Source organism: Bradyrhizobium erythrophlei (genome assembly GCF_900129505.1).
GTDB lineage: Bacteria > Pseudomonadota > Alphaproteobacteria > Rhizobiales > Xanthobacteraceae > Bradyrhizobium > Bradyrhizobium erythrophlei_D.
In genome coordinates this window covers 57914-71623 of the sequence record NZ_LT670818.1, presented here as the reverse complement: position 1 = coordinate 71623, position 13710 = coordinate 57914, and the positions used below count along the sequence as shown (strand labels likewise).

Here is a 13710-nt window from a genome sequence, read left to right as displayed (position 1 = left end):
ATTGTCACCGTTTTCGCCGTCGGCGCGTTGGCGCTTGCACGGCTCGAAGCGAGGCGGCGGCGCAAAACGACCGCGGAGAACGTTCAGCTGCACGGCGATCTCGAAGCGCGCGATAAGAAGATCCGGCGCCTGGTCGACGCCAACATCATCGGTATCATCATCTGGGATATCGAAGGTCGCATTCTCGAGGCAAATGACGCGTTTCTCCGCATGACGCTATACGACCGCGACGATCTTGCCTCGGGTCGCCTGGATCGGAGGGACCTGACGCCGGCCGAATGGCGCGACCGCGACGAGCGCACCGTTGCGGAGCTGAAGACGATTGGCACAGTCCAACCATTCGAGAAGGAATATTTCCGGAAGGACGGCAGCCGTTTGCCGGTGCTGAGCGGCGGGGCGTTGTTCGAAGCAAGCGGCAACCAGGGCGTTTCCTTCGTGCTCGATTTGACGGAGCGCAAGCGGGCGGAAGCCGAGGCCCGCGAAAGCGAGCGGCGCTACCGCGAGACCCTGGCGGGGCTCGCGCACGCCAATCGCCTCAACGCGATGGGGCAGCTGACAGCCTCGATCGCTCATGAAGTCAACCAGCCGATCGCCGCGGCGGTTCTCAACGCCGAGGCCGCCTTGAACTGGCTGGGTGCGCAACCGTCCAATCTCGACAAGGTTCGCGAGGCCCTTCGCCTCATCGTCGCGGACGCGACGCGAGCCGGAAATGTCGTCGCCGGGATCCGGGCACTGATCCAGAAGGTCCCGGCGCGGCGGAGCTTTCTGGACATCAACGAGGCGATCCGCGAGGTGATTACCCTAACTCGGGGCGAAGCGGTAAAGGCCGGCGTCTCGGTGCAGACCGATTTCGCGGACGGCCTGCCGCTCATTTATGGCGATCGGGTCCAACTACAACAAGTGATCCTGAACCTGATCATCAACGCTATCGAGGCTATGAGCGGCGTCGCCGAGATACCCCGCGCGTTGCTGATCAGCACCGCGCAAGCCGAGCACGGCATACTCGTCGCGATGCGGGATTCGGGTCCGGGACTGGATCCGGCGAGCCTTGAGCACCTCTTCAACGCGTTCTATACGACCAAGTCCGGTGGCATGGGGATGGGACTGGCGATCTGCCGTTCGATCATCGAGGCGCATGAGGGACAGCTGTACGCGTCCGCGAATGAGCCGCGTGGCGCCGTCTTTCAGTTCACCCTGCCTCTGCAACGGGACGAGACCCTTCCCGCCGAGCATGCCGGCCCAATGCCGGCGGCATGAGGTTGCGGGGCGCGCTCGCTCGGGATTACCGGTTCGACCGCCCGCGCCGTCGCGACGGGCGAGCCTACTTCTCGATCTTGTTATGGACCTGCCAGAAGCGCAGCGTGCGCTGGGCGGTTTCCGTGGACAGCTTGCCGTAATCCTTCCAGGCGAGCTTCAGCGTCTGCTCCGATATCGGCTGCTGCAGCGGACGGTGAGAGAGGATGGTTTCCACCGCCAGCCAGTTCAACCCGGCGGATTTGCAGGGGATCAGGATCAGGTCGGATCGCGGTCCTTCCAGAAGCCGCATCATCATGTCGGTCGCGGCGTTGTTGAGAACGGCGAGCGAGGCGGCGACTTCCTCTATTTTCCCGGCGCCGGCAAACTTGATGATGGCTGCGTCGTCGAGCTCGTTGTGCTGTTTCAACAGCTTTGCCAGCGCTTCGGCGCGGCTGAAGTTCCGCTGCGGAGAGCCGGCGTCTCCCGCCGCGCTGGCGATGGTCTTCAGGATCCGCGAGATCTCCTGCTGGAGTTCGGGCGGCGCGATGGCCGCCAGCCGGGCGCGCACGGCGTCGGTGGCGCGCCGCAAGAGGTCGCGCAGGAATTTGATCGGAAGGTCGATCCGCAGACCGAGGATCTCGACGAGTTCGTCGTCGGCTTCCGCGCGCGCGACGATGGTGGAATAGCCGGTCTCGGAGAAGTGCGCGCTGGCATTGTTGGCAAGCTTGCGAATGACCTTGCGCTCACCGCGGTCGACGATGACGTCGGTGACGGCTTCCGGCAGGTTGGTGCGGCCCGAAATGGCAAGCAGGTGATCCTGCCCCCTGGTGGTGGCGATCTCGACGAGGTCGCTGGTCCGCAGCCGGCTGGAGTTGGCCAGCACGGCACCGGCGACTTCTATTTCATTGTCCCGCGCCAGATGCTGGATCACCTCGAACGGCGCGTAGTCGATCGGCGCCAGGCGGTGGCTGAGTTCGGCCCGGGCGCGGCTCTCGACGCGGCTGATCAGGACACACAGCACGTCGTCGAAGACCTTGATCTGGTCCTCGCTGAGCCGGTCTCCGTCATTGAGGAAAAGATTCGTCACCTGGCGAAGGGTGTCGACGCGCCGCTCGGACGAGCCGCTTTTAACGGCGTCCTCGAGTTCGGCGATGATGGAATGTTCGAGCTTCCGCAAGACACGCCCCGATTGTTTTTTTGATACTTTCCGGCGTGACGCCCGGTTCTGGAACGTCTTGAAATGGCCGGCAGTCCAAACCAGGAGAATGCCGCTGCAATCCTACGCTCTGGTTAAGATGCACCCCGTAAAAATACAGATTCAGATGCTCAATGAATGCGCAGCCGGCTGGGAAACAGCCGCGGCATCGCCGACGGGAGCGTGGACCGCCGCGCAGGAGACGGAACCCGTACTTAGCGGGCGGAGGGGTTGCGCCTATCTGATGCCGGCCGCGGCAAAGCCCGCTTTCACCGCGGCGACGCGGATATCGATCTGCGTCTGCGGCAGGTTGCGAAACAGCGACCGCGTTGCCAGCACCACGGCGCGCCGGCTGTCGGCGAAGGTCGATTGGCGCGAGAGCTGCTGGGTCAGTGCGATGTAGAACATCGCCGCGAGTTCTTTCGGCGTGAAGATGAATTTGCGGCCGTCATTCGCCGTCATGATGTTGAAGGCGGCATAGTTGTGAATGCCGCTGTTTAGGTGCACGCCGCCCAGATCGTGGTTGAGGGTCAGCGGAAGTTGGACAAAATCCTTCATCAGTTTCGGCTGGTTGTCCTGGGTCGGATTCTGCATGTCGCGAACGGCCATGCCGCAGCCGACCTGCCAGTGCCATTTCCCGATATCCGGCTGCTTGCTGTTGGCGATCAGGGTGCCGAAAATATCCGAATAGGATTCGTTGAGCGCGCCGCTCTCGCCGAGATAGATCAGCCGTGCCGTGCCCCCGGTGACGCCGTGGAACAGCTCATGCGCGACCACGGAGAGCGATGACGCCATCGAGCGCAATCTGCCGTTGAACAGATCCTGGCCGTACAGCATCTGCTTGCCGTCCCAGAGCGCGTTCAGCCAGACCTTGCTGCCGGGCGGCCGCTCGAACTGCTCGACGACGCACTTGACCGTCGAGACCACGCGCCCGCCCATATTATCGATGTTGTTGCGTTTGAGCACCTTGCGCAGATAGGTCGTGACGACAGCGGCATGGGTATGGGCGCTGACCGCGGCCGGCGACCAGGGATGCTTGACGAGCTTGCCGGGCAGCGTGCCGTCAAGCGGATCGCGGTAGCGGAGATCGTAGGTTTCGATGTTCAGCCTGGCATCGCGCATCACCCGCTTGCCGTCCTTCATTTCGATATTGAAGGTCTGCATGTTGCCGAGGTCGTCGGGGGCGCTGGCGGTGCCGTGTCGCAGAGCCGGGGTGCGCGGCAGTTCCGCCACCAGGGCGCCGCTTCGCGCGTCGATCACGTAATCATGCACCAGCGGGATCTGGTGCTGGGCTGGCGACGCCTTGCCCTTGGTACGGCTGCGGACATCCTCGACGATATAGGCGAGACGCCATTTGCCGCCATGGTCGAGAAACAGATTGAGCGTCGGAACGCCGTCGGGAAGTTGCCGTCCATAGCCGGCCAGGTCGGCAATTCGCTTCAGCGCATCGAGCGGCGAGATGCTTGCGACGTAGGACGCAAGGTCCGGCTTCGCCAGGCTGGAATTGAGCGAAACCAGCTCATTGTCGTCGTCGAGTTCGACGCTGACCAGGGAAGCGAAAACCGGAATGCCCCTGATCTGCTGGCGGAACTTGACGATTGTGGTTCCGGTCAGCGGCACGGTCTCGACGCCCAGGCTCCTGAAACTGCTCGCTTCGTCGTCGACCAGCGTGGGCATTGCGTCGCTTGCAAAGGCGTGGGCGAGGATGCGCTTTGCGGCGCTTTCCGGGTCGAGATTCTTCGGCAGACTTTCCGCCAGCGCGAAGGTGTTGGAAGCCGGGCGATCCGCCCTGAGCGCTTCGAAGGCGCGGCGGCCGCGTTTTTCCGTGACGTGAATCGCCATGACCTGAAAGCCACGCGCTGTCGTCCCCGGCGCCGGGACCCTGCTGGTCGCGGCCTTCTTCATCTGCTTTGCCATGATTGCAGTCCCTCGAGTCCTCAACCAGCGAAGGTTAGGTCAATCGGTCGGGAATCGCAAAGGGTGAGCCGACGGGGCACATTTCAATCTTGCGCCGCGCCGCACAAATGCCCGCGCGACGGCAGGGGGCGGGAAATCAAATCACGAGCGATAGGCCCGAGAGCAGCAACATGATGAGGATGATGCGCCGGAAGGTCATCTCGTTGACGCTGCGGAACATCCAAATACCCAGCGCCGTGCCGGCGACAAGGGCTGGCAGGCTGATCGCGAAATCAAACAGAACCTTCAATGACAGATCGTGCCGCGAAAGGATCAGGGAGAGTGCGAAGATCTGCATGGCCGCGATGAACGGCTGAACGAGGCCGCGCTGCCGGCTTTTCGACATGCCATGCATGTCGCACCAGACGGTTGGAAGCGCGCCCGGCATGGCGGTCAATCCGCCGATCAGGCCGCCGCCAAATCCGACGAGAATATTCCGGCCGCGGCTCTCCATCTGCCGGAAGTAGGTCAAGGCCGGACGGAAGAGGGTGTAGCCGGCATAAAGCGCTACCAGCAGCCCGAAACCGATTCGGAAAGTGCGGGTATCGGCATTGTGCAGGAGATAGACCGCGATCGGTATTCCGACCAAACCACCGATGATCAGAGCCAGACTTTCTCTCCACTCGATGCTCTTGCGCAACGCCCACAGATTGACGGCCTGCACGCCGACACTGCAGGCCATCATCAACGGCACCGCCTCCAACGGCTGGAATACATGCAGCAGGATTGCGCCGGCGACCGCTGAAAACGCAAAGCCCGCCAGGCCCGAAACGAATGCGCCGGCGAAAACAGCCGCGCTGAGCAGGAAATGCGATGCAAAATCGGTCATGATCTGGTTCCTGTGAAAGACGAGGGCATCCTCGCGGTCGACAAAGGGGGAAACGGGATCGCGAAGGTGCAAAATGAAACGATTGTTCGCTGCTCGCCGCGATTGGCGGACGCTGCGTTTGATTTTCGTGGAGTAGAGGCTGGCTGTGCAGCTGTCGTCCTTCGAACGGACGACGGAAGCGTGTTTCACTGGCCTGCTTCGGTCGTGGTGGTGGTGGCAAGTCACGCCAATCGCAAGACAATATTCGAGCTGCCCAACACTTCACGAAAACGGTATTGATCAGGGGATGTGCGTGCGGAACAATCTGCAAACGGTGGTTGGGAGTTGAGCTATGCAATCTGTTGTCATTACCGGGGCGTCCACCGGCATCGGCTGGGCCAGCGCAAAACTGCTGCTGGGTCGCGGGTTTCGAGTCTTCGGCAGCGTACGCAAGGCGGCCGACGCCGATCGCCTCAGGGGTGAATTCGGCGCCAATTTCACCCCGCTGTTGTTCGATGTCACCGATGAGGCCGCGGTGCTGGCGGCCGCCCGCGAGGTCCGCGCCGCGCTCAATGGCGAAACGTTGACCGGCCTCGTCAACAATGCCGGCATCGCGGTTGCAGGCCCAGTGCTCGAGCTTGCGGTCGACGAATTCCGCCGTCAGATGGACGTCAACGTGATCGGGCCGATCATTGCCACGCAGGCATTCGGTCCGCTGCTCGGGTCCGATTCGTCGCTGAAAGGGCCGAAGGGGCGGATCGTGATGATCAGCTCGGTGGCCGGGAAAAACGGCAATCCACTGTCGGCGGCCTATTCCGCCTCCAAGCATGCGATCGAGGGGCTGTCGGAAAGCCTGCGCCGGGAGATGATGGTGTTCGGCATCGACGTCATCATCGTGGCACCGGGCGCGGTGAAGACGCCGATCTGGAGCAAGGCCGAGGAGGCCGATATTTCCGCCTACCAGAATTCGCCATACTATCCGGCGCTGGCGCAGGTCCGCAAATTCACGCGGCACCTGAGTGAGATCGGTCTGCCGCCGGAGAAGATCGCGGAAGCGATCTCCGACGCCCTGACTTCAGCCAGCCCCAAGGTGCGCTATCAGCTCACGCCGGATCCGATGCGGCACCTGGTCACGGGCCTGCTGCCGAAGCGGATGGTCGACAGGATCATCGCCAAGCGACTCGGCTTGATGCCGCCGGCATGAGCATGCGCCATGAGATGGTCGAATGTCGCGCCCGCGAGTTCGAAGGCATCGACCATCCGTAGCAGCGTGGCTAGCCCGCGCGGGCCGTCCGCGGCGTTCGTGCCGACGCCATGGCGATCAGCCGCAGCGCCATCACCGTCAGCAGCGGAATCAAAAACAGCCCGTAAAGCGGCATGCCGGGGATCCGCTTGCCGAAGGACACCATGAACTGGAACCAGAGGTAATAGCCGCCCACGAGATGCAGGATACGCCAGGCGCGCTGGCCGATCGCCAGCGCGGTGTGATCGAACGAGGTCGCGGTCATGGCGATGATGAAGGCATAGCCGATGCCGCCGAACACATAGGAGGCGGTCGAGGTGGCGGCCATGAAGTCCAGGGGATCCATCGCCGCGAAGCAGGCAATGGCGATGGCGTGAATGCCATGCGACGCCGCGAAGCTGACGCCGAGATAACGCCGGTTGCGGCGCTGCCATCGGGTCCAGGCGTTGGGCCACAGCCGCGCCAGCGCGCCGGCGCCGAAGGCGAGGCAGAACAGCATCAGCGAGCTGCGCGCGGTGACGCGGATCACCATGCGCACGCCCTCGACCTCGAATTGCCGCATCCCCGCGATCCAGACGCTGAGACCGGCGAGCACCAGCGTCAGCACGGCTAACAGCCGCCAGCCTTCGAACCAGTTTTGACGGTGCTGCGGCATGACGGGCTCCCCGATGATTGATGTAATCATCAGTTACATCGGGGGCAGAGGTTCTGGTCAATGGTGTAATCGGTGCTTACATTCACGATCGGGTGATGCTAACGAAGGCCTATGCCTTCGTCCGCCAAGTCCAAGCCCGCCCCAAAACCCGATCTCGAGCGCCGGCCCGCCGGCCGCGCATCGGCGCGGCCAAAGCCCTATCACCATGGCGACCTCCGGCGCGGCCTGATCGACGCGGCGCTTGAGCTGGTCAAGGAGGCTGGCCCCGAGGGGGTGAGCGTGCGCGAGGCCGCCCGCCGCGCCGGCGTGTCGCCGGGGGCGCCGTTTCGGCATTTCGAAAGCCGCGACGCCCTGATGACGGCGGTGGCCGAGGAGGCGCAGCGGCGTTTCCGGTCCGAGATCGACGCGGCCCTCGCAGAAGCCCCACCGGGCGATCCGCTGGCGCGGTTTCGCAAGCTGGGGCTCGCTTATTTACGCTGGGCGATGCGCAATCCGGCTCATTTCGAGATCATCTCGAGCGGCCGGTACTTCAATCACGACCGCGCGGCTGCGCTGTCGCGCGACAATGCCGGGCTGATCGGCCTGACAGGACGCCTGTTGGCGGAGGCCTTCGCAGCGGGGCAATTACGGGTGGCCGACCTCAAGCAGGTCCAGCTTGCCGGCCGCGCCCTGGTTTACGGCTTTGCCCGCATGAACATCGACGGCCATCTGCCGCGCTGGGGCGTGGTCGAAGCGGATGTCGAACGCAGCGCCGAGGCGATCCTCGATCTCTTCATCGAGGGCATCGCCCGGCGTCCCGGGCCGGTTTGAAACGCGTTGTTCAGCTCGCGGGCAGAATACGCGCCTAGGCGAAAGGTCTGATGACGGCTTCTGTTGCGCCATCATGACACTTGAACTACGGTTTTGTGACACGGCGCAGGCTCCGGCTGCGCCGTCCGCCTCCTGGTTTTTGCCAGCCAAGGCACCAGGGCATCGCCGGGTTCAAGTCTGCGTCGCGATGGCGCCCGCGCCAAATCCAGGTCCATCCGCCAACGTCGCAACCGGCAGCCTCGCCTCGATCGGCTTCTGGCGGCTCTCGGCGGTGGCGGCGCCGCAGCTGGCGGCGCTCTTCGTCATGCTGCAGACCGAAACCGATTTCGGCTCGCGCACCGGCTTTCTGTTGTCCTGGGGCATCCTGAACTTCTTCTGGATCGCGTTGTTGCGGCGTCCGGCGTTGTCGGGCGCGCTGTCGCTGACGCTGGTCGTGGTGCTGGTGCTGTTGTCGCGGCTCAAGCACGACATCGTGCAGATGACCGCGAATTTCGTCGACCTGATGGTGATCGACCGCGATACCGCGGCGTTCCTGTTTACGATTTTCCCCAATCTGCGCTGGTCGGTGATCGGTGCCGGCCTCGTCACCCTGCCGCTGATGTATGCGCTGTGGTGGCTCGACCCGTTCCGGATCCGGCGGCTGCCGGCGGTCGCCTGCAAGCTCGCCTGCCTTGCTGCGCTGGTCGGCTATTCCGTCGAGTGGCCCGACGAAGCCTGGCGCGGCTATTACGACGACGGCTATCTGTCGAAATTCGCCCGCTCCGGCGTCACCGCGGTGTCGGATTTCATCCATTCCGGCTTCATGGAATCGGACCCGGCCACGACCGAACGGCTCAAGGTGCCGCTCTTGGATTCCTGCCATCCCAGGGGCGTGCGGCCCAACATCATCATGGTCCATGATGAATCCAGCTTCGACATCCGGCAGGCCGATGGCATCAAGGTGCCCAAAGGCTATGGCAGCCATTTCAAGTCGTTCGACGGCAAGGAGCGCAAGTTCCTGGCGGAGAGCAATGGCGGGCCATCCTGGTTTACCGAATACAATGTGCTCGCCGGACTGTCGTCGCGTTCGTTCGGCCGGTTCGCCTATTTCGTCACCCGCATTGCATCGGGCCGCGTCGAGCGCGGACTGCCGCTGGCGCTGCGGCGCTGCGGCTACGACACGATCTCGGTATATCCGGCGTTCGGCGCGTTCATGAGCGCGCGCGGTTTCCAGACCACCACCGGCATCCAGCACTTCCATGACGCGCACGACCTCGGCGCTGGGGATGTCGAGCCCGACAGCTTCTTTTATGACAAAGCCCTGGGCCTGATGGCCGAGGCGCCCCCGGCGACGCCGCTGTTCATGTTCGTCTATCTCGCCGCCAACCACTTCCCCTGGGAGACGCGGTTTCGTCCCGACCTGACGCCGTCCTGGCGCGCTCCCGGCAACGAGGCGGTGGTCGACGAATATCTGCGCCGGCAGTCGATGAGTGCCGAGGATTACCGCGCCTTCCTCGCCGGCCTGAAGAAGAAGTTTCCCGGGCAGCCGTTCCTGATCGTACGCTACGGCGATCATCAGCCGGAATTCTCGCCGCACATTCTCGATCCCGGCCTCGATGAAGCCGGTGTCGGCAAGAAGCTGGAGGACTACGACCCGCGCTATTACGCGACCTATTACGCGATCGACGCCATCAATTTCGAACCGGTCGAAAGTCCCGCCGTCATGGACACGATCGACGGGGCCTATCTGCCGCTGGTGATCCAGGAAGCCGCCGGCATTCCGCTCGATCCGTCGTTCGAGGAGCAGAAGAACATCATGCTCCGCTGCAGGGGCGTGTTCTATGCCTGCAAGAACGGCGCCGAAGCCCGCCGCTTCAACCGGCTCCTGATCGACGCCGGCCAGATCCACGGATTGTAGGCTGCAACCCGGCAGCATCCTCGCCGCGTTCCTGGCCACTGCCTTCGCCTGAGTTTTGCCGAACCCGCGACCTTAAGACGCTGCATCGCAACAGATTGTTCGGGACAGCCGCTGGACTATGCCGCCGTTTTCGCCGCCATGGCTTGACCGCGGGCGCCTAATCCATATGAGATGAACCATGAGCCCCGTCCGCGCGCTATTTCCTCTGCTTCTGATTGCAGCCTGGTCGTCCGCCTCGGCGCAGACGATGAAATTCGAGGACGCCTCGGCGCTGCTGGGGGCCAGTTGCGCCAAGGACATCGATGACAATTGCCGCGGCGTCAACCTCGATGCGGTGCGCCTGAAGGACTGCCTGTCGCGCAATCAGGATGTCATGTCGGCCCAGTGCAAGAGCGATTACGGCCGGGCCTTCGATGCGATCCAGAAGCGCGTCGCGGCCCGCGCGGCCGTCGCCAAACTGTGCGAGCGCGACGCGAACAAATACTGCGGCAGCGTCAAGGGCGATCGCGCCGGGACCCTGGATTGCCTGTTGGCGGGACCGCGCGGCATGACCATCAACTGCAACAAGGCCCTCACCGAAGCGGGGTATCGCTGATGCGTCCGGGCAGGAAACGCCGGCATGGCATCGCGCTGCTCGTGGCCGCGCTGATCGGCGGCGCGGCGATCCCGGCCGCGGCTCAGACCCCCGCGGCTGGTTCCGCGGACGAATGGGTCAACAAGCTGGCCGGCCCGGAAACCGTGCCGGATCTGGATCTCGCCGCGCTCCGCCAACAGGCGGCCGAGCGGATCAAGGCGCGGGCGAAGCTGGACGCCGCGCCGCTCAAGCGGGCGGTGATCGCGCCGGATTTGCTGAAACTGCCGCAGGTCGCCGCCGACATTCAATTCGACGAAGACGCTGCCGTCGTGCGGCCCGAGTCCTACCGGATGCTGGGCCGCATCGCCGACACGCTCTATCATCCCTCGCTGCTGGGATCCAAATTCCTGATCGTGGGCCACACCGTTTCGACCGGCAAACGCGACTATAATCTGACGCTGAGCCAGCGGCGGGCCGACGTGATCCGCGACATCATGATCAGCACATTCAAGGTTTCGCCGAAACGCCTGCAGGCCATCGGGCTCGGCGAGGAGCAAATGCTGGACAGCCTGCATCCGTCGGCGCCGGTCAATGCGCAGGTCCAGCTCATTGCCGTCGGAAAAGCGCCTTAGCGCACGATCCGGAAAGAAACCGGTTTGCGCACCCTGCGCTTCTCATGGTCCGGGCTGGCCAGGTTGTGGTCCGCTCGTTTCAGCCCAAGCCAGATGCATGGCTGGTCTGTTTTGAGAGACACAACCTACCGTAGATATCCGGAATTGATCGCGGTCACGGCAGGTGCTTAGTCAGGTTATTCGGACCGATCGCTTCCATGCCTCGGAGCCGCGATGTCGCTGTGGCCGGTTATCTGTGTGTAACGGCCGATGACGCATCGCACAACCTTAAATTGGCCTCGATCTTCGCTCGAACTTTCCTGGCGCCTGCGCGTCAACGAACCGTAGAAAATCCAAGAGGGGGGAGTTTTGAGATGGGGTTCGCACTACAAATAAACTTTGCGCTCTGGCTCATGATTGCCTGCGCGGCACTGGAGGCCAGCCGGCTCGTCGAATGCCTGAACTGATCAAAGGAACGACCAACCCACAAGCGCGATAGCAACCCAACTGAGTGCGGCCCACCAGCCGAGCGTAGCTACAGCGGTTATGGCCAAAAAACAGACGGTGAAGAGCCGGCGCCCTGGTGTGGCAGTGTCGGCCGCAGGCATGTCAACGGGCATGATTCTCGTGTGGCTGTTCATGAGGCTTCCCCCGGCCTAGTCGGTTATTAGGCGCGGAATGTAGCGAAGGGGTTCGATGCTCCCGTCCCACCACACGACCTCGTCAACCGGTCCGGTGACCTTCAATAGCACCGCCTGTACGATGCTTATGTGAACCAGCTCACAGATCTCAAAAAGGCCGAGGCCGCCCATAAGCCAAGCGCGGTGCATCGCCTCCCGCGCGTATTACCGGGGCCGCTTGCCGCACCGACTGCAGCATTGTTGCGCTAAGCTGCTGATTTAGCGCATATTAAGCCGAGGCTGGCGAGGTCACATCTTATCTAGTTATCCAGGGGTGCGTCCGGACGGGAGAAGCAGCAACGATGTCCGACTATCGAGCCTATATCTTGGGTAAAGACGGCCATCGCTTCATGAAGGTCGTCGAGTTTTTGGACGACCACCCAGACGATGCCGCCGCCATGAAGGCGGCCAAACAACTCGACAATGAACACGAAGTTGAACTGTGGGAGTGCAGTCGGCTCGTCGCCCTGTTTGCTCCGCCACGCCGAACCAAAACAACACTGCGCAATTTCACCGTCGAATACATCCTGCGCATGGTGGAATTCGATGGCAAAGAACAGGTTTGGGGAGCGCGGCCCAGAATAGGGGGCATGGGTTCAATTCCGATCACCGAAGTGGCGAAACTCGCGCCAAGCGCGGTTGTTTTCAGTGTGTAATCCGCCAGATCGTGCCGTTAGCGTCTTCCGACACAAGGAGCGCGCCGTCATGCGCGACCGTCACTCCAACGGGTCTTCCCCACACGTCGGAATCATTGATGACGAAGCCGGTGAGAAAATCCTCGTATTCGCCGGTAGGAGATCCATCTTTCAGAGGAATTCGGATGACTTTATAGCCCGTTCGTTTGGACCGGTTCCACGATCCATGTTCTGCTGCGAATCCATTGCCCGAAAATTCGGGCGGAAACATTTTGCCGTCGTAAAACGTCAGGCCCAGCGAGGCAGAATGGGCCTGGATCAGAACATCGGGAGTGGTGATCTTGCCCTTTAAGTCGGCGCGCTGTCCAACGTGTCGCGGATCTTCATGGTCGCCGATGTAAAACCAGGGCCATCCATAGAATGCACCTTCGCGCACCCGGGTAATGTAGTCCGGCACCAGATTATCGCCCAATCCGTCGCGCTCGTTGGTCGAACAATACACGTCACCGCTAACAGGATGAATTGCGAGGCCCACGCAGTTTCGGATGCCGGTGGCAAACACGCCAAGGCGTTTTCCATCGGGATCGAACGCCAACACTGCTGCGCGATCCATCTCGGTTCCCAAACTTGCGCCCAGCGGATATTTGCCGGTCCACGACTGCAATTCTCCTATCAGACTTGCGAGGCCCTCCGCGTCGTTGCTTCTGGAACCGACCGATACCAGCATTCGCTTGTTGTCGGTCGTGAAGACCAGGTTTCTCGTCGTGTGGGCTCCGCCGCTCGGCAGCCCGGCGACGATGATGTCAGGCTTTCCCGATGCCTTGGTCTCGCTCCCCGCGTAAGGGAAGCGAACGACGCTGTCGATATTGGCGACGTAAATCCATTGAGGCTTCTCTCCACTGGGGAAAAAGGCAATTCCAAAAGGCTGGTTAAGTCCACTTGCGAAAATCTCGTTGACGGAAGGTTTGGAATCTCCATCGGCCGCGCGCAGCACACGGATTCTGCCCGCGTGGGTTTCCGCGATGAAAATGTCGCCATTGGGCGCAACACGCATCTCGCGCGGTCCGCTCAGTCCCCCGGCGAACAACTCGACCTTGAAGCCGGGCGGCGCGTGGGGGATGGCAGTCGAGGGGCGCGGCACCACGTGAGGAAAGGCCGCGACCGAAGGCGTCGCCCCGGGTTTTGGCAGATCGTCAGGTCTTATGGTCCGGCGCAAGCCCGGCGCGTCAGAACGCCAGTCGCCAAATGCGGCGGCCCCTACCAGCGGTCCCGATTGGCCGGGTGCAGGACCCGCGCCGACGACAAGGATTATCGCCGTCAACGAAAGGGAAACAACGGGTGACCGTGTTTGTTTGCCGATACTCTTCATAACCATGTCTTCTGTCGTTTGACGCCGATCCTAAAAAACGT

Annotated in this window: 11 protein-coding genes and 1 pseudogene; 7 read left to right on the top strand and 5 right to left on the bottom strand. The window is 62.6% G+C overall.

What is annotated here, in order from left to right:
- Window positions 1-9: 9 nt before the first annotated feature.
- Window positions 10-1257: pseudogene (locus B5525_RS00340) on the top strand (sensor histidine kinase); the annotation flags it as partial.
- A 64-nt stretch (window positions 1258-1321) separates the two neighbouring features.
- Here the strand turns inward: B5525_RS00340 and B5525_RS00335 are convergent.
- From B5525_RS00335 to B5525_RS00325, 3 genes are all read right to left on the bottom strand, one after another.
- Entirely contained in the window at window positions 1322-2413 is a 1092-nt protein-coding gene (locus B5525_RS00335) for a DUF2336 domain-containing protein (RefSeq protein ID WP_079563903.1), read from the bottom strand.
- Window positions 2414-2668: 255 nt separating this feature from the next.
- Complete coding sequence (locus tag B5525_RS00330; protein ID WP_079563901.1) at window positions 2669-4348, bottom strand: M4 family metallopeptidase; 1680 nt, start codon at window positions 4346-4348, stop codon at window positions 2669-2671.
- 136 nt (window positions 4349-4484) lie between these two features.
- Complete coding sequence (locus tag B5525_RS00325; protein WP_079572736.1) at window positions 4485-5216, bottom strand: sulfite exporter TauE/SafE family protein; 732 nt, start codon at window positions 5214-5216, stop codon at window positions 4485-4487.
- A 331-nt stretch (window positions 5217-5547) separates the two neighbouring features.
- Between B5525_RS00325 and B5525_RS00320 the strand changes: the two genes are divergently transcribed.
- Entirely contained in the window at window positions 5548-6399 is an 852-nt protein-coding gene (locus tag B5525_RS00320) for an SDR family oxidoreductase (RefSeq protein WP_079563899.1), read from the top strand.
- 70 nt (window positions 6400-6469) lie between these two features.
- Here the strand turns inward: B5525_RS00320 and B5525_RS00315 are convergent, their stop codons facing one another.
- Window positions 6470-7093, bottom strand: coding sequence for a hypothetical protein (locus B5525_RS00315; RefSeq protein WP_079563897.1), 624 nt, complete (start codon window positions 7091-7093; stop codon window positions 6470-6472).
- Between the two features lie 111 nt (window positions 7094-7204).
- Between B5525_RS00315 and B5525_RS00310 the strand changes: the two genes are divergently transcribed.
- From B5525_RS00310 to B5525_RS00290, 5 genes are all read left to right on the top strand, one after another.
- Window positions 7205-7903, top strand: a complete 699-nt coding sequence (locus B5525_RS00310; RefSeq protein WP_079563896.1) for a TetR/AcrR family transcriptional regulator — start codon at window positions 7205-7207, stop codon at window positions 7901-7903.
- A 187-nt stretch (window positions 7904-8090) separates the two neighbouring features.
- Entirely contained in the window at window positions 8091-9800 is a 1710-nt protein-coding gene (locus B5525_RS00305; protein WP_079563894.1) for a sulfatase-like hydrolase/transferase, read from the top strand.
- A 178-nt stretch (window positions 9801-9978) separates the two neighbouring features.
- Window positions 9979-10395, top strand: a complete 417-nt coding sequence (locus B5525_RS00300) for a hypothetical protein (protein ID WP_079563892.1) — start codon at window positions 9979-9981, stop codon at window positions 10393-10395.
- Entirely contained in the window at window positions 10395-11006 is a 612-nt protein-coding gene (locus B5525_RS00295) for an OmpA family protein (protein WP_079563891.1), read from the top strand. Before B5525_RS00300 ends, B5525_RS00295 begins: the two co-directional genes overlap by 1 nt.
- A 961-nt stretch (window positions 11007-11967) precedes the next feature.
- A complete protein-coding gene (locus tag B5525_RS00290) occupies window positions 11968-12321 on the top strand; it encodes a hypothetical protein (protein ID WP_079563889.1) in 354 nt (117 codons plus the stop codon).
- Here the strand turns inward: B5525_RS00290 and B5525_RS00285 are convergent.
- Entirely contained in the window at window positions 12311-13669 is a 1359-nt protein-coding gene (locus B5525_RS00285; RefSeq protein WP_244567785.1) for a PQQ-dependent sugar dehydrogenase, read from the bottom strand. The genes B5525_RS00290 and B5525_RS00285 overlap by 11 nt on opposite strands.
- Between the last annotated feature and the right edge of the window lie 41 nt (window positions 13670-13710).

What these genes read in the sequence shown, in the direction of transcription:
- B5525_RS00330 (WP_079563901.1), bottom strand. Translation starts at nt 4,348, where the DNA reads ATGGCAAAGCAGATGAAGAAGGCCGCGACCAGCAGGGTCCCGGCGCCG.
- B5525_RS00325 (WP_079572736.1), bottom strand. Translation starts at nt 5,216, where the DNA reads ATGACCGATTTTGCATCGCATTTCCTGCTCAGCGCGGCTGTTTTCGCC.
- B5525_RS00320 (WP_079563899.1), top strand. Translation starts at nt 5,548, where the DNA reads ATGCAATCTGTTGTCATTACCGGGGCGTCCACCGGCATCGGCTGGGCC.
- B5525_RS00315 (WP_079563897.1), bottom strand. Translation starts at nt 7,093, where the DNA reads ATGCCGCAGCACCGTCAAAACTGGTTCGAAGGCTGGCGGCTGTTAGCC.
- B5525_RS00310 (WP_079563896.1), top strand. Translation starts at nt 7,205, where the DNA reads ATGCCTTCGTCCGCCAAGTCCAAGCCCGCCCCAAAACCCGATCTCGAG.
- B5525_RS00305 (WP_079563894.1), top strand. Translation starts at nt 8,091, where the DNA reads ATGGCGCCCGCGCCAAATCCAGGTCCATCCGCCAACGTCGCAACCGGC.
- B5525_RS00300 (WP_079563892.1), top strand. Translation starts at nt 9,979, where the DNA reads ATGAGCCCCGTCCGCGCGCTATTTCCTCTGCTTCTGATTGCAGCCTGG.
- B5525_RS00295 (WP_079563891.1), top strand. Translation starts at nt 10,395, where the DNA reads ATGCGTCCGGGCAGGAAACGCCGGCATGGCATCGCGCTGCTCGTGGCC.
- B5525_RS00290 (WP_079563889.1), top strand. Translation starts at nt 11,968, where the DNA reads ATGTCCGACTATCGAGCCTATATCTTGGGTAAAGACGGCCATCGCTTC.
- B5525_RS00285 (WP_244567785.1), bottom strand. Translation starts at nt 13,669, where the DNA reads ATGAAGAGTATCGGCAAACAAACACGGTCACCCGTTGTTTCCCTTTCG.